A 20990-nucleotide genomic window follows, 5' to 3' on the forward strand; every position below is an offset into this window, starting at 1 on the left:
TTATGACCCGAGACATAATCGATATCAACGATTTTATCATTTTGGTGGAGGAGGCGAAGGCTGATGTGCCCACAAAAGACGCGTGCCTGTTTGATGAACCTGTAATAGCGGTGGCTTTTTACGGTTCCGGTAATGTGGATCTTGCAGTTAAGCACGGCGACACCCAAAAGGATTTTCAACATACCAAAGGCTTGGCGCTCTCTTTTTATGCCGATGAAAAGGTGATATTTGAGCATACGGTAGCCTCGGATAAACCTTTGGAATGTATTGTAATTGCCACCTCGCCCCGAAATCTGGAAAAGTTGCCCAATGAAGAGGGGGAATTGTTCTCAGAAATGCTCAATCAATTGGTGAACCCATCGGATTCTTATGTGGAAGGGCCACAATTTTTTATGACGCCAGAGATGCAATCCATTGTGGACCAGATTTTTCATAATTCGTATGAAGGGAAGACCAAAATGATGTTCTTTCGGAGTCAGATGACGGCCTTGCTATCCCATTTTTTTGGACAATTGGCCACTATGGATAAATCGGTCATCAAAACATCAGAACGTGAAAAATTGTTTCAGGCGAAAGAAATTCTTTCCAACCAGTTGGACAACCCACCATCATTAACAGAGCTGTCCAGACAAATAGGACTTAATAGTTTTAAATTGAAAAAAAACTTCAAGGAAGTTTTTGGGGTTCCAGTGTTCAAGTATCTTCAAAACGAACGGATGAACAAGGCCCACGAATTGCTCCGAAATCATGAAGCTACGGTACAGGAGGCTGCTTGGCAAGTGGGCTATGACAGCCTGAGTTCCTTTTCCAATGCCTTTTCCAAAAAGTTTGGGTTTCGTCCCAGTGAAATTCGGCAATAGCCCCACATTATTTTTGAGACACCGCAAAAAGAGCCACTTTTTCTTCTTTTCCCTTTAGGGAAATGCTACCCATCGCAGTAAATGTGTATGCATCTGAATTAAAATTATCGGCCAATATTTCGGAAATCAACAGCTCGCTTTCCAGCACATTGCATTGCCCTTGGATTCGGGCAGCTGTGTTTAACGTATCCCCGTGATACGCAATTTCCTTTTTGTATTTCCCGACTTCAGTAACGGTGACCATGCCCGAATGCATTCCAGCCTTGAAAAAAGGGAGTACGCCATATTTTTTTTCATAATAGTCACGCTTTTTTTCCAAAGTCATTTTAAAGTTGAAAAAGGACTTGAGACCATTTTCATTTTTAATCCCGCTCATTAAGGACCAGGTCAACACGGCTTCATCCCCAACATATTGGTAGATTTCAGCAGGGTTGTTGGCGATGGCATTCCCAAGATCGTTAAAACAATCCTGAATCAACAAACTATAGTTTACATGCCCCAATTGTTCAGCAAGCTGGGTGGAGGACTGGAGGTCCAAAAACATAAAAATACGTTCCTCTTCCCTGGGAACAAGGAACTTGCCCTGGACCAACTTTTTTAAATTTCCCTCTCCCAACATCAAATTAATTTGCCGTAAAAAGGTTAAAAAGACATCAACGGACAATACATAAAAATAGATTGCCCCACTACCGGCATCAATGGCAAAGGCCACAATCCCCAAAGAAGTGCCAAAATAGAATTGGTACACCACATACGCCCCCAAAACCAACAGCATCAAGAAGAGGATGCCATAAATCATACGGAAAATAAGGAGGGTGATCAAGGAGCGGTATTTTTGTACCCGTTCTTCAGTAAGTATTTGGGCAAATCCGGAAATTAGTCCTATAACAGGACCCAAGGTTATCGAGATTGATAGGCTGGATAGGAAGTCAAATTTAAGACTGCCCAGTTCGGTGGTGCCCACCCCGCGCACAATGCTCAGGAACACAAAGGCGAGGGTCCAACCAATGCAATAAAACCGGATTATCCGCCACCTACGGGTATTGATGAAAGCCACAGCCATTTTTCAAAGTTATCCTTTTCAAACAAATCTTACTGCTTTTCAAACAAATAGAGCCCATGGGTTTGGCGCAATTTTGTCCTGTAATCTTAAAACAAATCAAAATGAAATTCTTTAGAGCTGTATTCATCGGACTTATCATCTGGATTTTGGGAGTGAGCATTTTTCTACTATCCTACTTTATACCTGTCATGAAGGATTTAGATTTTCAGGCTAATCTAGTACTCTCACTGGCCGTGATTCCCCTGGTTTGGATGGGTTCATGGTTCTACTACACCAAGGAAGCTAAAACCCATGGGCTAACAGTAGGAGCAATATTATTCCTGACCAGTGCCCTGATGGATGCATTTATTACGGTTCCGTATCTAATGGCTCCCTATGGAGAAACCCATTACAGTTTTTTTACTGCTCCCTGTTTTTGGTTAATCGCTGTGGAGTTTGTGTTGACGACAGTGCTGTTCTGGAATTTCATAGGGAAGTCAAGCAATCAGAAAACAATCAATTCAAAATAAAATAGTCTAATAACAAAAACAAGAAAATCATGAAAGCAAATTATTTAGTACTCGGTGGAAAAGGAAAAACAGGACGTAAAGTTGTTGAGCGATTGACACAAATGCATCAAAACGTACGTATCGGTTCACGAAGCGAAACCCCAGCATTTGATTGGGAAAATCCAGAAACTTGGGCCAACGCTTTGGAAGGAATGGATAGGGTATACATTACTTTTCAGCCGGATTTAGCGGTTCCCGGCGCTTTGGAAGCCATTGAAGGTTTTATCAAAATCGCAAAGCAGAAAAAAATCAAAAAAGTGGTGCTTTTGTCCGGAAAAGGAGAACGCGAGGCCGAACTGTGTGAGCAAGTGGTCATCAATTCAGGCATTGATTACACTATTGTACGGGCCAGCTGGTTCAATCAGAATTTTAGCGAAAGTTTCTTTTTGGATCCCATTTTGGCCGGGCATGTTGCATTACCCCAGGCCGAGGCAAAGGTTCCTTATGTGGATACCAATGACATTGCCGATGTAATTGTGGAAGCATTGATGAAAGACAGTCATAATGGGGAAATCTATGAGTTGACAGGCCCTCGCTTTTTGACTTTTCAACAAGTTGTGAATGAGATTGCACAAGCTTCGGGTCGTGACATCACATTTATGCCGATATCACTTCCAGCGTATACCAAAATGATGGAGGACTTTGGTGTGCCTTCAGATTATGTTTGGTTGATTAATTATCTGTTTTCCGAAGTATTGGGGAATAAAGCCAATGAAGTCATCACCCATGATATTGAAAAAGTTCTGGGGAGAAAACCCATAGATTTTTCGGAATATGCAAAGGAAACTGCCGCAACCGGAATTTGGAACCAAGAGGTTGAGGTATAGACCAAATCTGCCTTTTTAAATGAAGCAGGCCCTTTGGGCCTGTTTTTTATTTAGATGAGCGTTGTCAAATAACTGTAAGCAATTCCAGATAGGATAGCTAGCCCAAAACTTAGCAGTGTACCAATAAGGACATACTCGGTGAGTTTACGGTTTTTGCCTTTGTTGAGGTCTCCAAAACGGAATACGGATTTAGCCGCAATCAAGAGCCCAATGGCCGCCCATTGTTGTATCAAGATAAAACCAAAGACAAAAAGTCGCTCCAGCATACCGATGTAGGTCCCGGCATTTTTTAGGGAGCCGCCTTCGGTGGATTCATCATCTTTGGCAATTTCATCAATATAAGGGGCCAACAACATCCGCATGAAAATACCGCAGACATAGGTGACGAAGACCAGAAATGTAATTAACAAAAGATTTTTCTCGCCAAATAGTGTGGTGAAATCAATCTCAAAAGGGGAAATCCAGTAAATCATGCCCGCAATGACCAAAAGGTGCAGTATTTGATCCACCACAAAAAGCCAGCGGTAATTTTTTTCATTGGTAAGGCTGAGTTTGCCTATATCGATTATGAAATGGGAAACCACAATGATGGCAATTACTCCCAAATGGTGAAATTGAAGGATGAGCAGTAGGGTCAACAGATGCACGGCAATATGCCAATACAGGTATTTGGATTTCCATTTGTTTTGTAGCTTGTCCTCTACCCAATGCCCGGGCTGGAGTACAAAATCGCCAATAAAATGCGCCAAGATAAGCTTTAGGGCCAGTATCATAGTTGGGTGAGTTGGGATTGATAAAATTGAATCATTTTTTGGACTTCATCGAAGCCAGCACGTATAAGGGCTTCACTAATGGTGCTTTGTGACTTGCCCAAAATGGATGCTAGTTCATTTTGACTGACTTTGGGGTGTTCCAAAGCAGTTTTTACAACTCTGGCGGTGGCCGGTAGCCAACTGTTCATGGAAAGGGATGCCAGTTGCAGCATTAAATTCATGGACGTATCAAAATCTTCAGATGCTGATTTTAGGGCCATGGTCTGTTTCTTGAGATTTTCAAAACATTCTCCGGAAAACACAAACGCAGGTCCATTGGATTCGGTTATTTTTTGGGCGTCATAGGTTTTTTCGCCTAGCCCAATAGCTATCCGTACATCCATATCACGAGTCTGTTTTATGGATGCTTTGATATAAACAGCAGCTTCTAGGGCATTTTCAGAAGGGGTTTCCAACTGAAAGCTATCCCCTCGGTAGATTTCCCACGCTTTTGGCTCATTCCCATATTTGCCCAAAGCTTCTTTTAATTGGGGCAACCATTTGGCGGTTTTATGCGCTGATGAATTTTTGATGTCTCCTGTAAGGATGGCAACCATTTGTTCTTGTTAAAAATATCCGTTAATCAGCAGATAATTGTAAATATCTGTAAAATAGCCGATATATGCAAATATCTGTAAAATAGCCGATAATTGTAAATATCGTTAAAAAAAGCGATATTGTTTAATTAAACAAAAAAGAAGCCGCGCCCATGGCAGGCGCGGCTTCTAAAAAATCAACAAAAAACACTATCCTCTTCTTCCTTTCTCCTGCATTTTCTTTTTGCCATGATGCGCTTTCGCGAATCGTAGTTTTTTCCAAGTTTGGTATTGCTCATCATTTAATACCTCCCTCATTTTTTCCTGATGTGCAATTTGATGGTCCAATCGTGCATTCTCCATTTCAAATCGCTCTTCCGTAGTGGGTTTTTTCCGTTCACCACTTTCTCTCAAGGCCTTCATTTCATCCCACTTGGCCTTTCTAAATTCAGCCTCATCCAAATTGATGGTCATGACCTTTTGTTGTTGTACCTTGGTTAAATCTAGGGCCAAGGTCATTTGTTTGGTCTGTAAAGTGGCCATTTGCTCTGCGGTCATGTCCATTTTTGGACTTTTGTGCATTCTATGGCCTTCTTGCCTTTGTGCTAGGGCACCTATGGATATCAAAAGTGCCAATGCTACTACTAATCGTTTCATATGTTTACTTTTTAATGATTTATAGCTTGGACAGGGCAATCATCCAATGGTTTAATCATTAAGCCAACATTTATGAAGCTTTTAACAGCGAAGCACGGAGGGACTTATTTTTGTTCCTCCTCCAAATTTGTTTGGGGTTTTTCCAATTCGTCGACATCTTGGAACTGTGTTTCAACGAAGGTTTCTGAACCGATTTGTTCTTGAAATTTATCCTGTTGTTCCATTTGGTAGTATACCACGGAAGAAATCACAAAACAGGAAAAGAAGATGAGGCTTTTTACTTTGTAGGTCATGACTTTAAAGATTTGGGATTACTAAAGTAGTTAAACCTTTGGTCAATCTACACGATATGTTGCGAAATGACCCTAATTCGATGTGAACAGGATGAAATGCATGGTATAATCGATAAACGGCAAGGTTTATGGACTAAAGCCCAAATCTTGTACTAAATTCCTACAAACCTATAGGATTATTTTGGCTCCAAAATCAAATCAATACGTTCCAAAGCATCTTGAAGATGGTAACGACTCATGGTGTCCGACGTTCTGGCCAATCCATTCCTAATATCCCTTTTCAAACTATTGAGTTCGGCCCTGGCCACAGAACGAATATCTGATTGACTGGTGTTGATTGCCGTGGACTTTCGATACCCTCCAAAATCAGAAAGTTTTGATTGGTTTTCGGCAGTCATCAAATATTCCAAACGATCTATATGGGCTTTTTGAAGATTTCTTCGGTAGGTGTCAATGGCTTTTCCAGTTTGGGTTTCGGACCAAACACCATTTCTGAGATCCTGCATCATTTCCAACAAGCCGTAGGCATTATCACCATTTATGGTTTCATTTTCAATAACCCGTGCCAGTTTCCCTAATTGGAGCATAGTGTTCAAATAGCGTACCTGCATGGAACGGATACGCTCCACAGAACCCGAATATTGGATTTTGTTAAAAATAGTTTGGTCAATCAACCATTCCGGGGTTTTAAAAAGTTGCCCCTGTAGAAACATCATGCAATTTTTTTGATGATCCTTGCTTACATGGGTATACACTGCACCCTCTTGATCGGCTGTTTTATGGTATTCGTAAACACCTCCAATATTATTGGATACATGGCCCATATATCTTTGAAATTGAGCTACCACCTGTCCGTACATGGTTTCCAAATCGTCATAGTTTTCACCATCTTCGGTGGTCCACTGCATTAAATTGGGTAAAATTCGTTTTAAGTTTTCTATACCATACCAACTTGCTTTTATCGCATCATCCCCTAAATCCTCGGTCTGCGAACTTGGGTCATGGATATCGCCTATCTGTTGGTGTCCAAATCGATACATAGGGTCATCCTCATGCTCACGGACCCAACTGTTCAAGATGGGTTTTTCATCTTCTGCGGATTTGTCCAAAATAGGCTTGTAGCCCCATCGGATGGCATACTTATCATACACCCCAATGTTGGGCATGAGTGCTACGCCTTCATCCCCAGGTTGTGCTACATAATTGAAACGGGCATAGTCCATAATGGAAGGAGCCGTACCATATTTTTGTGTAAAACTTACCGAACGAAGTGAATCCACAGGATAGGCCACGCTACTGCCCATATTGTGGGGCAATCCAAGGGTATGTCCCACTTCGTGGGAAGAGACAAAACGAATCAGCCTACCCATAATATCTTTTTTGAACTGCACATTACGGGCATTGGGATTAATGGCTGCCGTTTGCACAAAGAACCAGTTGCGCAGCAAGCTCATTACGTTGTGGTACCAATTTATGTCCGATTCCAATATCTCACCACTTCTGGGATCGCTCACATGAGGGCCATTGGCATTGGGAATAGGGGAGGCCAAATACCGAACCACGGAATAGCGTACATCCTCCGGTGACCATTCGGGGTCTTCTTCGGGAGAAGGTGGGTCTTTGGCAATAATCGCATTTTTGAATCCAGCAGCTTCGAAGGCCACTTGCCAATCCTCGATGCCCTGTTTTATGAAAGGCACCCATTCTTTTGGTGTAGCTCGATCTATATAATATATAATGGGTTTTTTGGGTTCCACCAATTCCCCTGCTTTGTATTTTGCAATGTCTTCATCCTTGACTTCCAATCGCCAGCGATCTAAATAAGTGACGGTTTTGCTTTCTTGGGCATCCAATCCATAATCTACCTGTCCTCTGGCGAACCATCCAACCCGTCTATCAAAATAGCGGCGTTTCATGGGTTCCTTGGGTAGCAAAATCATGGAATTATTGATTTCTATTGAGATGGATCCCATGCTTTCGTTGCTCGGAGGCTCACTGGCAACATAAGTTTTTACATGACGAGTCTCAATATTCAAGGGATAGCTTTTGATGGATTCAATAAAACTTCGGTCACCATCCATTCGGCTAACCTTGTATTGTTTTCGATAACCATCGGGCATTCCTAAAGCATTCACATCCTTGGTAAACATAGGGTCAACCTCAATGACCGTAGCTGGGTTCAGGGAATCTTTTTTATTAAATGCTTTTATATCGAATGCAAAAAGTACCGGTTCAAAATTGGAATTGACCACAGCTTCGTGGATGGGAAGGGAATCCGCAGCCACATTTCCGTAGGAGATTACTCGTAACAATACTTTTTTGGGCTTTTTCTCCCAACGTAACACTTGGGTGTTGATTTTTCCGCCACCAAAACCAATTCCGGTCGCGGTTTTGGAAATTCGACTTACCATCAGCATCTCTCGGGTAAAGAGTGAATCTGGTATTTCGTAGTAATATTTGTCATCTACCTCATGGACACTGAACAGACCCGTATCGGTTTTAGCCTCTTTAGTAATGACCTTGTCATAGGGTTTAATATCACCCGGTTTGGCATCCTTTTTTTGTTCGGTGGTCTTTTTTTTCTTTTTGAAGAGTTGTGCCTCTGCGGTCTGAAATGAGGCTAGGGTAACAACTAAAATGAGTAGTTGAGGGAGTAGTTTTTTGATCATTGTGTGTCATTTTGATTGATGCAATGCTTCCAAAGAACCAAAAAAACATCAAAACAGACTGTTAAATAAATATTAATGCAAACTTTTTTTGGGTGAAGACAAAATCTTCGGCAGTCCTGCGTTTTACTGATGGTTTACGCTGTAACACCTTGTTTTTAGGGGGTTCAGAGGAATCTATTTTTCGTGAAAAAAATCTAAAAGGTGTAACATTTTAAATTCATAATAGTCTTATAAGCATATCATCAATCACAAAATTCAATCAAAAAATGAACAAGTTATTATTAATTTATGGATGTGTACTTTTAAGTAGTTCCGCCATAGCAAGTGACCAACAAAGGACGGCGGTCGTAGAAACCAAATCAGAGACCGCCAGTACCTTGGAAAATGAGTTTACAGTATTGAATATCAATGCTGAATGGAATGAAGCCAACCTGTCCGATGGGGCATATGAGCTGAATTTGGACGACATAGTGTTTATTGAGGAAGATACCGATATTGATCTCGGTTTTGATACCGCCGACTATCTTCCCAAGGATTTTAATCCTTATAAAACCTATTTTGATTTGAATTCCATCATATACCTTGAAAGCGAAGTTGAACAAGAGCTTGGATTTAGCACTAAGTCATACCTTCCTGAAGGTTTTGATCCCTACACTCAAGTTGTGGATGTTCATGGCATCAATTATTTGGAAGAAGAAGAGGATGTTGAATTAGGTTTCAATACCCAAGATTACCTTCCAGAAGGATTTTCACCCTACGAAGTGTATGTGAATTTGAACGCTATCCAATTTATTGAGGATGACGTAGAATTTACACTTGGTTTGGATACTGAATATGAATTGCCAGAAGGTTTTGATCCTTACACCAATGTTTTGGAGGTGACTTCCATCAATTACATGGAAGATGACAAAATAGATTTGGGGTTCGATACTTCTAAGTATCTCCCAGAAGGTTTTGACCCTTATGCAGGGACAGAGTAGTAGGATGTTTTAGTTTTCATTTTACAAATTTTTGAGTTAGTTAGTTATGAAAGGCCCTCTTTGGAGGGCTTTTTATATGAAAGTCGATTTTTTTCCGTTACAGTTAAGGTAAGGTGTTGGTTAACAAAAAAATAACATGGTTGACCAGCAAAGTGTAAAAAGCAATAAAACGGCTTTAACGCTATCAATCTTACAAGATTTGAGAACAGCTTTTATAAGTTTCTCACTGAATCTTAAAAAGGATTGAGAAAGTAGTTATCGGATGACAATAGGTGGTTCGTTAACAAAAGTCTAATTAAGAAAATCTTCACTGTAAAGGGTTTTACCTTTGTAGTGTAAAAAGCATATAAAAGTAGAGTTGAGTTAGTTTCTTACTATTTTTTTGAGTTAGTTAGTTTGTCAATGGCCCTTCCAATCGGAAGGGCCATTTATTTTAGAATAACATCGGAACCACAAACTTGAATACCAAAATCAATAGTCCCACAGCAATAAGGTTCAAAATAACCCCTACGCGGGCCATCTGGGCAATCTTTACATAGCCGCTGGCAAAGACAATGGCATTTGGCGGTGTGGCCATCGGCAACATAAAGGCACAACTACTGGCAATGGTTACGGGTATTAGCAAATAGAGGATAGGAATGTCCAACCCGATTGCAATACCAGCCACTACGGGCGCCAAAACGGCCACTAAGGCCACGTTGCTCATCAATTCGGTCATAAAAAGCATTAAGAAAATCAGCAAAGTAGCAGTAAGAAGGATGCTGATTTCACTTTGTGCTATGGCATCCGCAACCATATCCACAATACCGCTGGAAGACATCCCTTGGGCCAAGGCTAAACCACCACCAAATAAAATCAATATGCCCCAAGCCAATTTGGAGGTGTCCTTCCATTCAATGATAAAATCGCCCTTTCTCATATTATAGGGAATGGAAAACAGGGCAATGGCAGCAAAAATGCTGATCATGGTATCCGTAAGTCCCAATGAAGGGAAAATGGCATTGATCAATGTCCGGAAAATCCAAAGGAATACTGTTACCCCAAAAATTACCAGCACCATTTTTTCTTTTCCTGATGTTGGGCCCAATTTTTCAAGCTCTGTATGAATGACCTCCTTGGAAGCATTGAACTTTAAATCCCGATTGGGAAACATCCATTTTACCAAGACCCAATAACAAATAGCGATCATGATGATGGAAAACGGCAGCCCCAATGTCATCCATTTTAAAAAGGAGATTTCGGTGTTGTACTCATTTTCCAAAAGCCCGATCAAAACCGAGTTGGGTGGTGTCCCAATTACAGTGGCAATACCTCCGGCATTGGCTGAAAAAGCAATTCCCAACATAACACTCAATGCAAAATTCTGGTCATTTTTGGTGAAACCATCTTCATCGTTGATCAAAAGATTGATAACAGATAAGGCAATAGGGAGCATGACCACTGTACTGGCCGTATTGCTGATCCACATACTCAAAGAAGCGGTGGCAATCATGAACCCTAAAATGACCTTATTGGGCGTGGTTCCAGTCAAACGGATGATGTTGAGCGCTATCCGGCGATGGAGATTTACTTTTTCCAAGGCCAGGGCCATTACAAAACCACCAAAGAATAGAAATACAATGGGACTTCCATAATTGGCACCAACTTCGGCAATGGGCAATATTTTAAGAATTGGCAATAACAACAAAGGTATAAGGGCCGTAACGGAGATGGAAACCGCTTCGGTAATCCACCAGATGAGCATCCATACCGCAACAGAAATTACGGCATCCCCTTTTTCGGAAACCAGTTCCAGGGGTAAATATGTAAGAATCAGAAAGGCGATGGGCCCAAGAATTAGCCCTATTTTTTTGCTTAGTTCCATTTGGGATTCTAAGCTATGCTTTTTTAAGAAAACATAAAAATGTTGGTAGCGCTCTTTATTTTATGCGCCCAAAAAGCCCGTCATCATTCTTAACAACCTCAAAAACCCCATGTTTTACAAGATTTTTGGTGCTTTTATCCCATTTTTTACCACTAAGACCTGCCTTGTCTTTCAATTCAGCCAAGGGCATTTGGCCAACAGGTTTTAAAATGTCCATAATGGCTTTTTCCTCTTCGGTGAGTTCCACTTTTTTCTTTTCGGGTCGCATTTGCGGGAAGAACAATACCTCTTGAATGGAAGAATTGTTGGTCATCAACATCACCAATCGGTCAATTCCAATACCAATCCCTGAGGTTGGGGGCATGCCATATTCCAAAGCGCGTAAAAAGTCTTGGTCGATGAACATGGCCTCATCATCTCCTTTTTCGGAGAGCTTTAACTGGTCTTCAAAACGCTCGCGTTGATCAATGGGGTCGTTCAACTCGGAATAGGCATTCGCCAATTCTTTTCCATTTACCATCAGCTCAAAACGTTCGGTAAGTTTTGGATTGCTTCGGTGTTCTTTGGTCAACGGGCTCATTTCCTTCGGGTAATCCGTGATGAAAGTGGGTTGGATGTAATGATGTTCACATTTTTCACCAAAAATCTCATCGATTAATTTACCAACACCCATGGTTTCATCCACTTCAATGTTTAGTTTTTGGGCTGTTTCACGAAGTTGATCTTCGTCCATTTCAGACACATCGTACCCTGTATGAATCTTGATGGCCTCCAAAATGGGAACCCTTGGATACGGAGCCTTGAACTCAATTTCGTGATTACCCACTTTCACTTTGGAACTTCCGGTAGCATCAACAGCCACTTTTTCAAGAAGCTTTTCGGTGGTTTCCATCATCCAATTGTAGTCTTTGTAGGCCACATACAATTCCATTACCGTAAACTCGGGATTGTGGGTGCGGTCCATTCCCTCGTTACGGAAATCTTTGGAGAACTCGTACACCCCATCAAAACCACCTACAATCAATCGCTTTAGATACAATTCATTCGCAATCCGCAAATACAGCGGAATGTTCAATGCATTATGGTGCGTTAAAAAGGGACGTGCAGCTGCCCCTCCGGGGATGGGTTGTAAAATAGGAGTCTCCACTTCCAAATAGCCCCGTTCGTTATAAAACTCACGGATGCTGTTGGTGATTTTTGTTCGTTTGATGAAGGTATCCTTTACATGCGGGTTCACCACCAAGTCCACATACCGTTGGCGGTAGCGAAGCTCTGGGTCGTTAAACGCATCGTATACTTTACCATCTTCATTTACTTTTGGTAAGGGAAGTGGTCGCAACGACTTGCTCAACAAGCTAAAGTTCTTGACCATCACGGTTTTTTCGCCAACCTGGGTCGTGAACAGTTCACCTTCAACGCCGATGATGTCGCCTATGTCCAACAGTTTTTTGTAGACATCGTTGTATAAGGTTTTGTCCTCACCGGGACAGATTTCATCACGATTAAAATATACTTGAATCTTTCCTTCGCTGTCCTGCAACTCCGCAAAAGAAGCTTTTCCCTGAATTCTTCTAGACATCAATCTACCGGAAATCACCACCTTCTTGCCTTCCTCAAAATTGTTCTTGATGCTCTTGGATGTGGCATCCACTGGATACAATGCTGCGGGATAGGGGTTGATACCCATTTCCCTGAGTTTGGTCAATTTTTCCCTTCGAACGATTTCCTGTTCCGATAGTTGCATAGCCTATAAAAAATTAAAGCGCAAAATTACACTTTTGCGCTTTAATTCCATTCCTCAGCCGTGCTTATTGTGCATAATTGGGTATGTAGGGCTTGTTTTGAACGATTTGGGCCATGTCTTCTTCCAAAGATGCAATGGGTCTTTCCACAATTCGATTGATTTCCGCTCCATTTTTAAAGAAAACCATAGTGGGGACCTTTATGATGTTGAGTCCTTTTTCTTCCCCAGTCGGACTTTTTTTGTAGTGTTCTTTTCTACGGTCCAGTGCAATGATTTCCAATTGCTCCATGGGAAAATCAGCAGCTTCCAGAATTTTGATGAAACGGGGTGTTTCCCGCTTACTGTCCCCGCACCACGTGCCCAAAAACAGTTTGATGTTGTATTGCGCCAAGTCTTTTTTGAAGAGTTTCACCAAGGTTTCGTCCACTGGGTAGGTTTTCATGCCCTGATGAAACCATTGTTGATAGGGTTCCGCATGGAGGCCTTCCAAATTGATTTTTCCTACCATAAATTTTTTGCCATCTTCTTGCACAATTTCCTTGTTGAACTCTTGGGCGAAGACCACTGTTGTGCAGAGCACCAATAGGGTTGTAAAAAGGTGTTTCATGATTTTTCGATTTTAAGATTTGGCTCGAAAATTCAATAAAAACAGGGCTTGGAAGGACTTTTGCAGGATGGAAATGGGGACTAGACCCCAGGTTGATTTTTATTTTTTGAAGAGGAGCACTATTTCTTCTCGGGAGGAAACCTCTAGTTTTTTATACAGATTGTTGATGTGCGTCTTTACGGTACTTAAGCTTACAAAAAGCTCTGTGGCAATCTCTTTGTTGCTTTTTTCTTGAAGGATATGTTGCACAATTTTCTGTTCTTGGGGCGTAAGTTTTTCGCGTAGCGATTTTGCCCTTACCCTGATATTTAATTTTCGGAAGGTGAGCAGATATACATTGGCCAAAAGCGAAAGAATCAGGGCCACTTGCAAAAGGTATTTTAAATACCAAGTTTTTGGGGTGTTGAACGTGGCAAGTTCTTTATCGGTGGCAATTTCTGCAGCGTATTGTTGGGTAAAGCTTGCTTCGGGATATGTACTTTGCAAACGGTTTAAAAGATTTTCATAATAGAGATTGGTAGGCACATCTTGAAGGTAGTACGCGTAGGTTTCGTTTCTTTTGTCCGATAGGAAATCGTAGACGAACAGTTCAACCAAAGGTTCTTCAGCAGTTTTCCCAAAATCCTGTAAGGTGGCAAACCATTTTTTAGAATTGAGTTTTCTGCTGGCTTCACTGGTATATTCCATAAAATCGAACGCCATTTCATCTTTTAGGAACTCCACTTGCAAGAGCTCTTCCGATTTTGCATTGGTGGAGATAATGGAGCAAAGGGATTGGTCTTCAAAAGAGGTTGGAAATTGAACCGTATCTGTGTTATTGGCAATGAAGAGAACACTCGAGCTGTTGTTGCACTGTCCCAGAAAGTGATTGGCTTCCGAAGAATCTGAACAACCGTCCAAATGAATGCGGTAAATTCGATTTTCAAGAGGAAGATTGTTTCCTTCAAACTGAAAATGACCTAAAGAATCCACTTGGGCCTTCTTCACAATCTGATCAAGATAAATTCGTGATGACTTCCTGTAATCCTCTACCAAGGAAAGATAAATGGTGTTTCCAGCATTGGTTTGTGACACCTCGCCCGAAAAGCGATATTGCGCAAAAAGGGAGGAACTGGCCAAGAAAAACGAAAAAAAGACAAAAAACCGCATTATTAAATCATTTAGTATAGAAAATACGGGTCTGGTGTAACAAAATTGTGGATTAAGGTACTAATAAGTATCATCAATCAAAATTTGTACCATGAGTTTCTGGAGAGTCTTGCTGGCCATACTTTTTCCACCCTTGTCCGTAATTGGAAAAGGTTGTGGTTCTTTTGTTATTGTATTACTTTTAACGCTCTGTGGATGGGTGCCCGGGGTTATCGGTGCACTTGTCATTTTAAATAACACGAACTAGAGCGTATGAAAAAAGTCCAAATCTTAATCCTTGCCCTAGCGGCAGTGGTTGTCTATTCCTGCAATTTTACCGAAGAAATCCATTTACAGGAAGACGGTTCCGGAAAACTGTCCATAAATTTTGATGGCTCTGAACTTATGGAAATGGCCGGGGACCAAATGATACAGGAGAACGAAAAACCGATAGATTCCATAATTTCATTTAAAGATCTATTGGAAGAGAAAAAGGACAGTATTGCCCAGCTTCCTGCGGAAGAACAAGCAAAACTAAAAAAAATGGAACCCTTCAACATGCACATGGTGATGAATCCTGAGGAAAAGGTGATGAAGTTTGACCTCTTTAGTGAATTTACCAATGTGAATGAGGTGAACGATGCTTTTAATACCTTTAGGGAAGCTAGTTTAATGGGCCCCAAAAGCCAACCGGAACAAGCTACACCCATGCCCATGTCTGAGCAATCCACTGAGGTGACCTACTCCTTTGCTAACAATACCTTTTCAAGAACGTCCACGATCATAGACCCGGAATTGTTCCAGCAGAATATAGACAGTCTTCAAGGGGCGGAAATGTTCCTTTCGGGGTCTACCTACACCCTAAAATATCATTTTCCCAAAAGAGTTAAGTCTACCACCGCCCAAGAGGCCACTTTTAGTGCCGACGGCAAGACCTTGATTTATGAGGTCTCCTTTTTGGAAATGATGAAAGACCCCAAATTGTTGGATATTGAGGTAGAACTGGAAGAATAGTTTTCCAGCCTAAGGCTTTGTATCTTTGTAGCATGAACAAAAAGGTTGGGCTACAGGATTTAGGGCACAAGGATTACAAGGAAACTTGGGATTACCAAGAACTCTTGTTCCAAAACATTGTGGATGCCAAGATCAAGAACAGGAGGGAAGGCACCCACCTTGAAACCCCCAATCATTTTTTGTTTGTGGAACACCCCCATGTCTATACTTTGGGGAAAAGTGGCGACATCACCAATTTATTGGTGGATGAAAAGGCCCTGAAAGAAAAACAAGCCACGTTTTATAAGATCAACCGAGGTGGGGACATCACCTACCATGGTCCAGGGCAGGTGGTGGGCTATCCCATTTTAGATTTGGACAATTTCTTTACCGATATCCACAAATACCTCCGTTTTTTGGAAGAAATGGTCATTCGTACCTTGGCGGAATACGAACTGAAAGCGGAACGCTCCGAAGGAGAAACTGGGGTTTGGCTGGATGTGGGCACTCCCTTTGCCCGAAAAATCTGCGCCATGGGTGTGCGCGCCAGCCGTTGGGTGACCATGCACGGTTTTGCCTTGAACGTGAACACGGATTTAGGCTATTTTGATTTGATGATTCCTTGTGGCATTAAGGACAAGGCTGTTACTTCATTGAATGTGGAACTGGGCCAAAAAGAAGTTGCCATGGAAGAGGTAAAAGAGAAGTTACTTCATCATTTTCAAGTGCTTTTTGAGGCTGAGTTGGTGCGGGAGAAGACGGAAGTCTAGCCCCATTGTAAAGCAAACCCTTATTCACACTATTTTTTGAAAACCTTTCTGATTTATTTCTTTTGTAGTTTGACAAAATGTAACAGACCTGTATTACGTTCGTCTTTTTTGTAGAAGGTGCCAAAAATGAAAAAAATATTCTTATTACTTGTTTTCTCATTGAGCTTAAACTCATTTGGACAGACTTGGGACGAACTTATTTATCAGGGTAAAAAGGAAAGGGCCGACGGAAATTTTAAAAAAGCAGGCGCCTTAATAGCCAAAGGTGCTCGATTAAAAGGGTCTGAAAACTTTGAACACTATTATTACGCTGCAATTATGTACGCCAATGCCAATCAAATGGATTCTACATTCATTTTGTTGGAAAAATGTATTGATGCAGGAATGTATGATTGGGCAAGATGGGTAAGAAACAGTCGGTTGGAAAAACTTCATGATGACAAAAGGTGGGACGCCTTGAAAATGAAGATGCAAAAGTCCGAAGATGAATATGTAACAACCTTATCTCACCCTAAATTGAGGGAAGAATTAAAAAGAATGTGGAAAAATGATCAAGATTTGGTTGGTAAATGGGACGAACAAAAAATTGTTGTGGACAAAAATACGATCCGGTTGAATCAAATATTGGAACAGTATGGATGGCCAACCCAAAGCATGATTGGAAAAGATGGTACTTGGTTGGCTTGGGCCATTACCCAGCACTCCCATGATTTGGACTTTCAGAAAAAATGCTTAAAACTACTGGAAAGTACGCTTACTAAACCGGAGCCAGAACCTATTTTATATGCCGAGTTGTATGACCGTATATGTCGCAATACAAATCAAAAACAAAAATTTGGACAAGCAATTATTGAAGATAGGGGAACAAAAAAATTCTACCCGATTGAAAAAGAACCTGAAGTTGACGAGCGAAGAAAATCTATAGGCTTAGCTCCTCTTAAGGTGTATGCCAATGAAAACTACGTTTCCTATAAGTGAATCCATTGGCCCCTTCGTTTTACATATGAATTTTGCCCTAAATTCACTCCTTTTTGCCTATAGGTAGGTATCGGTCGATATAAATCATTAAAAGGATTCATATCTTTAAACGATACATGTAACCACCTTATCTCCCTTATATTTTTTGCGGAAACCCCATCCATCAATCTAAAATAGCCATAGATCAATTGCCCTTTATCTTCTTTTTGTGGCTGCCCTATCTTCACTGAAAAGGAGTACTACAAAAACAATACTATGCATTATATCAAATGAAAACTAGGGGAATGGGGATGGCACTTGTAGTTTTACTGCTCATTGCTATGGGTTGCTTTTATGTGTATGTTGATGGTATGTCTTCCATGGGGGATATTAATAAACCTGATGACAACCCCTATTTTATAACTGAAAAACCAATGGTCATTAGAAACCTATTGTTGCCAGAGGGCACAAAGATCAGTTATGGAAAACGTTACTTTTGGGAAAAACATGAACAAAAAAGACCACTCAACGAAAGTGACATTACGCAGATTTCTTTTCCGGAAGGAGAAACAATAAACTGGGGTGGTGTACCAATCACTTCAATCACCAAATTCTTTAATTCAGAAATGAAAGGTTTTACCGTTTACGCTGATTTCAATCAACTGCGCAAGGACAAAGAAACCCAGTTTTCCAATCTATGGCAAAGCTGCAATGATGGTTTGGGGATAATAGTGAAAAATGGGGATGATTGGTCTTTCAATAAAGAAAACATTTTAGGGATTGAATCGTGTGGGGTACTTTATCAGCGATATTTTACGAAAGACATTGAACAAGAACTGTTTTTAGACAACCTATTTGATGCATTGAAGAAAATTGAAGATTCGGAACACTGACAGAGCATTTTGGTTATGGAAAAGGGGCTAATTACTGTTTAAAATAACTTGTTTTATAGTCTAATCCTATTTTCTCTTCCATAAGTAAAACTTCCGGCTTGTCTTTTCTTAAAGCAACTTGCCAATTGTTGAAGATTTCCCAATCATCATTTATAAAGATAGGCTTCCCATATTGATTGATTAAAGCCTTACGTATTCTATCTTCTTCCTCTTTCGCGGTTAAAATCCAAACTACGTTAAGTTTATTATCTCCAAAGCGAGCTTCTATTTTTCTTGGAAAGCCTAAATAGGTGACACCAAAACAATTTATTTGTAATTGTGCACTGGGATCAGAACCATCCAATTCTTCGATACGAATAAAGTCGCTATTGGAATCAAGTGCTGGTTTTAAATCATTCATGGATGCTCCCATTTTTAGAAATGCAGGGATTTTAGAAGAATGATTGACATCGGTATTTGTTGTACCATCAGATTTTAAATATGGATTTTCCCAAGTAAATAGGTTTACGTGTAGCGCGTTTTCAGTCATGATCCAAGCAATATCATTCTCCTTTTTTAAAAATAATTTATCTTCAAGATAAATCTCATAATCCATATAGGTTCGAGCGGTATCTTTACGCTTACTGGTAAAAGTTTTATAAGAGTTTCCCCTTGCTTCTATATAAGCAAGTTTGTTATCCGCGAAAGTAAAAACAACATTTTCAATCAATCCATTTTCTGTTTTAACATTGGTGCAGACAAAATGATCTTCTTGGACTTTGGCCAATGGAAATGTTGGATTGGTAATGGAAATGAGATCTGAGGTTTCCGATATTTCGGTAATTTTTTGTTTTACTTTTTCAAACGAATCTTCTAAAAGTATACCATTAAAGATTATTTCCGACTGAGCGCACAGCACGATTGGAGTAGCTAAAAATAGAAGTATCGCAAACTTTTTAAATACTAACATAGTTATTTTGATGTTGATTATTCCTTATATGGAGAAAGAACAAACTTGAATGTTACACTTTTTCTAGAATTATAAAGGATTACGTCAGAATCTATTTGAGGAAAGGCTAACTCCATAAACAAACCGATAAGCGCGACAACCCTATTCTCCTGTTTTTTTGGGAAAACCCATCCATCAATTTAAACCGCCCATAAATCAATTTGCCTCTATTTTTTGGATTGAGCCCAGCTACCTTCACGTAACACCTTAAAAATGAAATATGAAAAGTTTGTGGACAGGGTTTGCATTGTTGTGGGGCATCTCAAGTGCAATGGCCCAACAAGACAATTTTGAGAAAAGACTTAAACTGGATACTATCATTGCTGCTGAAATGGGTCAATGGGAATTGGATTCATCCTTAATTTCCTGTCTTAGTGATGGCCTGTGGGAGCAAATTCTTCCAAAATCTATACTGGGCACTGATAAAATCATCCTCAATCGGAATGAACTGAATTATTTTCTGGAATTGGATGACATCAAAATCCAGACGAAAACTGAACCCACATCAAATCCCGAGCATTGGGAAAACCGATTTGGGAAGCAAATCCAAACCCTTACATTGAGCAAACCCCTTACGGTTTTGGGCATCAAAAAGGGCAAACTGACCCAGTTATCTTTGGCCTCCTTGGTAGGACTTCAATATGCTACATTCTATCCCTACGGGGAATTGGATGTTCCAGACCAAAATGGGGTTCCCATCATTTTCCAGCAAGAAAACCAGTTCGATGAGCATTCCCCAGTGCTACTGGTTACCTCCGATTTTTTGGAGCGCATGGATCTAGAGACCACTAAAATTAACAAAGAAACTGTTCTTTTTGGATCGGATGGCCTGTCGGGGACGCGATACATCACAGGAATTGATTTTAATGCAGATGGACAGGATGAAATTGTCATGTTCCAGGAAATCACACAGGATGAATGGGCTTCAGAGGGTGATGAAAGTGAGTCGTATACCCGTTCAATGATTGCCTTATATTTTAAGGACAAATGGCACCGAACTTCGTATTGGCAAGAAGGGCCAGATGGGATTGAAGGGTTTTAATCCGTAGCAATAAAAAAACCGAGGGCATCGCCTCGGTTTTTCATTTTTAAATAGGATAGTGCTTATTTGCTGAATTGTGTCAGAACAGAACTGTTCATCAAATTTCCCTTTTTATTGTACGATTCTTGTTTTACCATGCCTATTCCCTCCGCTAGCCATACTCGGGACGGGAAGGTTTGGTTGGCCATCATCATTTTGCTTTTTGTTTCGCTATAGATTACAAAGCAGTCAAATGTGCCGGCAGGCGTGGTCACGCTCTCCTTTTTTTCCACTTTTCGGTTAATGGTCTCCACATTCATGTTCATGTTCATCACCCCACTCATTTTCATGTTAACGTTCACATTTCCATCTGGGAGCTCTTGTCCTACACCTAAATTATTGGGCCATTCCACATCCGTTCCAGAAATGTCCATTTCAACATCGCCCATCTGGGCCAACATTTGCTCGTTCATCAAGGATTTAAAATCAACCTTCACCACATTGCCATTGCAGATAATGTCATATTCTGATGAATAGGTGTTGCCTTTTTTGTCCTCCATATCCATGACCATAGTGGCAGTAATGTTGTCGCCAGACCCATTTACATTGGTCACTTTATAACTGAGTTTGCCGTCTTCCTTACCTTTTTTGTCATAGTTGGTGTATTGAAAGCTGGCTCCATCCACCATGGGGTAGTATGCACTACAACTGGTTTGGGCCGATGTAGTGGTGAAGCAAAAAATAGTAGCTAGCAGTATTAGAAAATAGTTTCTCATGTGT

At 40.7% G+C, this 20990-nt stretch carries 22 protein-coding genes; 10 read left to right on the forward strand and 12 right to left on the reverse strand.

Annotated features, from left to right (window positions below; translation table 11 throughout):
- Positions 1-2 precede the first annotated feature (2 nt).
- A complete protein-coding gene (locus tag J0X14_RS04765; RefSeq protein WP_207096601.1) occupies positions 3-860 on the forward strand; it encodes a helix-turn-helix domain-containing protein in 858 nt (285 codons plus the stop codon).
- A gap of 7 nt (positions 861-867) precedes the next feature.
- On the opposite strand, the gene J0X14_RS04770 is transcribed toward J0X14_RS04765, so the two are convergent.
- Positions 868-1923: an adenylate/guanylate cyclase domain-containing protein gene (locus tag J0X14_RS04770; protein WP_207096602.1), complete on the reverse strand. Its 1056-nt coding sequence runs from the start codon at positions 1921-1923 to the stop codon at positions 868-870.
- 101 nt (positions 1924-2024) lie between these two features.
- On the opposite strand from J0X14_RS04770, the gene J0X14_RS04775 reads away from it, so the two are divergent.
- Both J0X14_RS04775 and J0X14_RS04780 read left to right on the forward strand, forming a co-directional pair.
- Complete coding sequence (locus tag J0X14_RS04775; RefSeq protein ID WP_207096603.1) at positions 2025-2432, forward strand: DUF5367 family protein; 408 nt, start codon at positions 2025-2027, stop codon at positions 2430-2432.
- Positions 2433-2461: 29 nt separating this feature from the next.
- Positions 2462-3298 (forward strand): NAD(P)H-binding protein, encoded by an 837-nt coding sequence (locus tag J0X14_RS04780; RefSeq protein WP_207096604.1) that lies wholly within the window; start codon positions 2462-2464, stop codon positions 3296-3298.
- A gap of 50 nt (positions 3299-3348) precedes the next feature.
- Here the strand turns inward: J0X14_RS04780 and J0X14_RS04785 are convergent, their stop codons facing one another.
- The 5 genes from J0X14_RS04785 to J0X14_RS04805 all read right to left on the reverse strand — a co-directional run bounded on the left by J0X14_RS04785 (position 3349) and on the right by J0X14_RS04805 (position 8265).
- Positions 3349-4071 carry a DUF3307 domain-containing protein gene (locus tag J0X14_RS04785; protein WP_207096605.1) on the reverse strand — a complete coding sequence of 241 codons (723 nt, stop codon included), beginning with the start codon at positions 4069-4071 and terminating at the stop codon, positions 3349-3351.
- Positions 4068-4667: a transcriptional regulator gene (locus J0X14_RS04790; RefSeq protein WP_207096606.1), complete on the reverse strand. Its 600-nt coding sequence runs from the start codon at positions 4665-4667 to the stop codon at positions 4068-4070. Before J0X14_RS04790 ends, J0X14_RS04785 begins: the two co-directional genes overlap by 4 nt.
- A 189-nt stretch (positions 4668-4856) precedes the next feature.
- Positions 4857-5303, reverse strand: a complete 447-nt coding sequence (locus J0X14_RS04795) for a hypothetical protein (protein WP_207096607.1) — start codon at positions 5301-5303, stop codon at positions 4857-4859.
- A gap of 104 nt (positions 5304-5407) precedes the next feature.
- Positions 5408-5596: a hypothetical protein gene (locus tag J0X14_RS04800; RefSeq protein WP_207096608.1), complete on the reverse strand. Its 189-nt coding sequence runs from the start codon at positions 5594-5596 to the stop codon at positions 5408-5410.
- A 176-nt stretch (positions 5597-5772) separates the two neighbouring features.
- A complete protein-coding gene (locus J0X14_RS04805; RefSeq protein WP_207096609.1) occupies positions 5773-8265 on the reverse strand; it encodes a zinc-dependent metalloprotease in 2493 nt (830 codons plus the stop codon).
- A gap of 266 nt (positions 8266-8531) precedes the next feature.
- Between J0X14_RS04805 and J0X14_RS04810 the strand changes: the two genes are divergently transcribed.
- On the forward strand, positions 8532-9245 hold the full coding sequence (locus J0X14_RS04810; RefSeq protein WP_207096610.1) for a hypothetical protein: 714 nt from the start codon (positions 8532-8534) through the stop codon (positions 9243-9245).
- Positions 9246-9678: 433 nt separating this feature from the next.
- Here the strand turns inward: J0X14_RS04810 and J0X14_RS04815 are convergent, their stop codons facing one another.
- The 4 genes from J0X14_RS04815 to J0X14_RS04830 form a co-directional block, all read right to left on the reverse strand.
- Positions 9679-11109, reverse strand: a complete 1431-nt coding sequence (locus J0X14_RS04815) for an SLC13 family permease (RefSeq protein WP_207096611.1) — start codon at positions 11107-11109, stop codon at positions 9679-9681.
- A 55-nt stretch (positions 11110-11164) separates the two neighbouring features.
- The gene (lysS, locus tag J0X14_RS04820) at positions 11165-12853 is read right to left on the reverse strand and encodes a lysine--tRNA ligase (RefSeq protein WP_207096612.1); all 1689 of its coding nucleotides are present in this window, start codon (positions 12851-12853) and stop codon (positions 11165-11167) included.
- Positions 12854-12917: 64 nt separating this feature from the next.
- The gene (locus J0X14_RS04825; RefSeq protein ID WP_207096613.1) at positions 12918-13460 is read right to left on the reverse strand and encodes a thioredoxin family protein; all 543 of its coding nucleotides are present in this window, start codon (positions 13458-13460) and stop codon (positions 12918-12920) included.
- 99 nt (positions 13461-13559) lie between these two features.
- Positions 13560-14609: a response regulator transcription factor gene (locus tag J0X14_RS04830; RefSeq protein WP_207096614.1), complete on the reverse strand. Its 1050-nt coding sequence runs from the start codon at positions 14607-14609 to the stop codon at positions 13560-13562.
- Between the two features lie 91 nt (positions 14610-14700).
- Between J0X14_RS04830 and J0X14_RS04835 the strand changes: the two genes are divergently transcribed.
- The 5 genes from J0X14_RS04835 (at position 14701) to J0X14_RS04855 (ending at position 18201) form a co-directional block, all read left to right on the forward strand.
- Positions 14701-14856 (forward strand): YqaE/Pmp3 family membrane protein, encoded by a 156-nt coding sequence (locus J0X14_RS04835; protein WP_106143045.1) that lies wholly within the window; start codon positions 14701-14703, stop codon positions 14854-14856.
- Between the two features lie 5 nt (positions 14857-14861).
- Positions 14862-15602: a hypothetical protein gene (locus tag J0X14_RS04840; RefSeq protein ID WP_207096615.1), complete on the forward strand. Its 741-nt coding sequence runs from the start codon at positions 14862-14864 to the stop codon at positions 15600-15602.
- A 32-nt stretch (positions 15603-15634) separates the two neighbouring features.
- Positions 15635-16351: a lipoyl(octanoyl) transferase LipB gene (gene lipB / locus J0X14_RS04845; RefSeq protein WP_207096616.1), complete on the forward strand. Its 717-nt coding sequence runs from the start codon at positions 15635-15637 to the stop codon at positions 16349-16351.
- Positions 16352-16477: 126 nt separating this feature from the next.
- Positions 16478-17329, forward strand: coding sequence for a DUF6624 domain-containing protein (locus tag J0X14_RS04850; RefSeq protein ID WP_207096617.1), 852 nt, complete (start codon positions 16478-16480; stop codon positions 17327-17329).
- 284 nt (positions 17330-17613) lie between these two features.
- Positions 17614-18201, forward strand: a complete 588-nt coding sequence (locus J0X14_RS04855) for a hypothetical protein (protein WP_207096618.1) — start codon at positions 17614-17616, stop codon at positions 18199-18201.
- A gap of 31 nt (positions 18202-18232) precedes the next feature.
- Here J0X14_RS04855 and J0X14_RS04860 read toward each other — a convergent pair whose 3' ends face one another.
- Positions 18233-19150, reverse strand: coding sequence for a hypothetical protein (locus tag J0X14_RS04860; RefSeq protein ID WP_207096619.1), 918 nt, complete (start codon positions 19148-19150; stop codon positions 18233-18235).
- A 259-nt stretch (positions 19151-19409) separates the two neighbouring features.
- Between J0X14_RS04860 and J0X14_RS04865 the strand changes: the two genes are divergently transcribed.
- Positions 19410-20231, forward strand: coding sequence for a hypothetical protein (locus J0X14_RS04865; RefSeq protein ID WP_207096620.1), 822 nt, complete (start codon positions 19410-19412; stop codon positions 20229-20231).
- A 62-nt stretch (positions 20232-20293) separates the two neighbouring features.
- On the opposite strand, the gene J0X14_RS04870 is transcribed toward J0X14_RS04865, so the two are convergent.
- A complete protein-coding gene (locus J0X14_RS04870) occupies positions 20294-20986 on the reverse strand; it encodes a hypothetical protein (protein WP_207096621.1) in 693 nt (230 codons plus the stop codon).
- Positions 20987-20990 lie beyond the last annotated feature (4 nt).

Source organism: Allomuricauda sp. CAU 1633 (assembly GCF_017313225.1).
Lineage (GTDB): Bacteria > Bacteroidota > Bacteroidia > Flavobacteriales > Flavobacteriaceae > Flagellimonas.

Excerpts from the sequence above, each read along its gene's own strand:
- J0X14_RS04765 (WP_207096601.1), top strand. The coding sequence starts at position 3 with ATGACCCGAGACATAATCGATATCAACGATTTTATCATTTTGGTGGAG.
- J0X14_RS04770 (WP_207096602.1), bottom strand. The coding sequence starts at position 1,923 with ATGGCTGTGGCTTTCATCAATACCCGTAGGTGGCGGATAATCCGGTTT.
- J0X14_RS04775 (WP_207096603.1), top strand. The coding sequence starts at position 2,025 with ATGAAATTCTTTAGAGCTGTATTCATCGGACTTATCATCTGGATTTTG.
- J0X14_RS04780 (WP_207096604.1), top strand. The coding sequence starts at position 2,462 with ATGAAAGCAAATTATTTAGTACTCGGTGGAAAAGGAAAAACAGGACGT.
- J0X14_RS04785 (WP_207096605.1), bottom strand. The coding sequence starts at position 4,071 with ATGATACTGGCCCTAAAGCTTATCTTGGCGCATTTTATTGGCGATTTT.
- J0X14_RS04790 (WP_207096606.1), bottom strand. The coding sequence starts at position 4,667 with ATGGTTGCCATCCTTACAGGAGACATCAAAAATTCATCAGCGCATAAA.
- J0X14_RS04795 (WP_207096607.1), bottom strand. The coding sequence starts at position 5,303 with ATGAAACGATTAGTAGTAGCATTGGCACTTTTGATATCCATAGGTGCC.
- J0X14_RS04800 (WP_207096608.1), bottom strand. The coding sequence starts at position 5,596 with ATGACCTACAAAGTAAAAAGCCTCATCTTCTTTTCCTGTTTTGTGATT.
- J0X14_RS04805 (WP_207096609.1), bottom strand. The coding sequence starts at position 8,265 with ATGATCAAAAAACTACTCCCTCAACTACTCATTTTAGTTGTTACCCTA.
- J0X14_RS04810 (WP_207096610.1), top strand. The coding sequence starts at position 8,532 with ATGAACAAGTTATTATTAATTTATGGATGTGTACTTTTAAGTAGTTCC.
- J0X14_RS04815 (WP_207096611.1), bottom strand. The coding sequence starts at position 11,109 with ATGGAACTAAGCAAAAAAATAGGGCTAATTCTTGGGCCCATCGCCTTT.
- lysS (WP_207096612.1), bottom strand. The coding sequence starts at position 12,853 with ATGCAACTATCGGAACAGGAAATCGTTCGAAGGGAAAAATTGACCAAA.
- J0X14_RS04825 (WP_207096613.1), bottom strand. The coding sequence starts at position 13,460 with ATGAAACACCTTTTTACAACCCTATTGGTGCTCTGCACAACAGTGGTC.
- J0X14_RS04830 (WP_207096614.1), bottom strand. The coding sequence starts at position 14,609 with ATGCGGTTTTTTGTCTTTTTTTCGTTTTTCTTGGCCAGTTCCTCCCTT.
- J0X14_RS04835 (WP_106143045.1), top strand. The coding sequence starts at position 14,701 with ATGAGTTTCTGGAGAGTCTTGCTGGCCATACTTTTTCCACCCTTGTCC.
- J0X14_RS04840 (WP_207096615.1), top strand. The coding sequence starts at position 14,862 with ATGAAAAAAGTCCAAATCTTAATCCTTGCCCTAGCGGCAGTGGTTGTC.
- lipB (WP_207096616.1), top strand. The coding sequence starts at position 15,635 with ATGAACAAAAAGGTTGGGCTACAGGATTTAGGGCACAAGGATTACAAG.
- J0X14_RS04850 (WP_207096617.1), top strand. The coding sequence starts at position 16,478 with ATGAAAAAAATATTCTTATTACTTGTTTTCTCATTGAGCTTAAACTCA.
- J0X14_RS04855 (WP_207096618.1), top strand. The coding sequence starts at position 17,614 with ATGGGGATGGCACTTGTAGTTTTACTGCTCATTGCTATGGGTTGCTTT.
- J0X14_RS04860 (WP_207096619.1), bottom strand. The coding sequence starts at position 19,150 with ATGTTAGTATTTAAAAAGTTTGCGATACTTCTATTTTTAGCTACTCCA.
- J0X14_RS04865 (WP_207096620.1), top strand. The coding sequence starts at position 19,410 with ATGAAAAGTTTGTGGACAGGGTTTGCATTGTTGTGGGGCATCTCAAGT.
- J0X14_RS04870 (WP_207096621.1), bottom strand. The coding sequence starts at position 20,986 with ATGAGAAACTATTTTCTAATACTGCTAGCTACTATTTTTTGCTTCACC.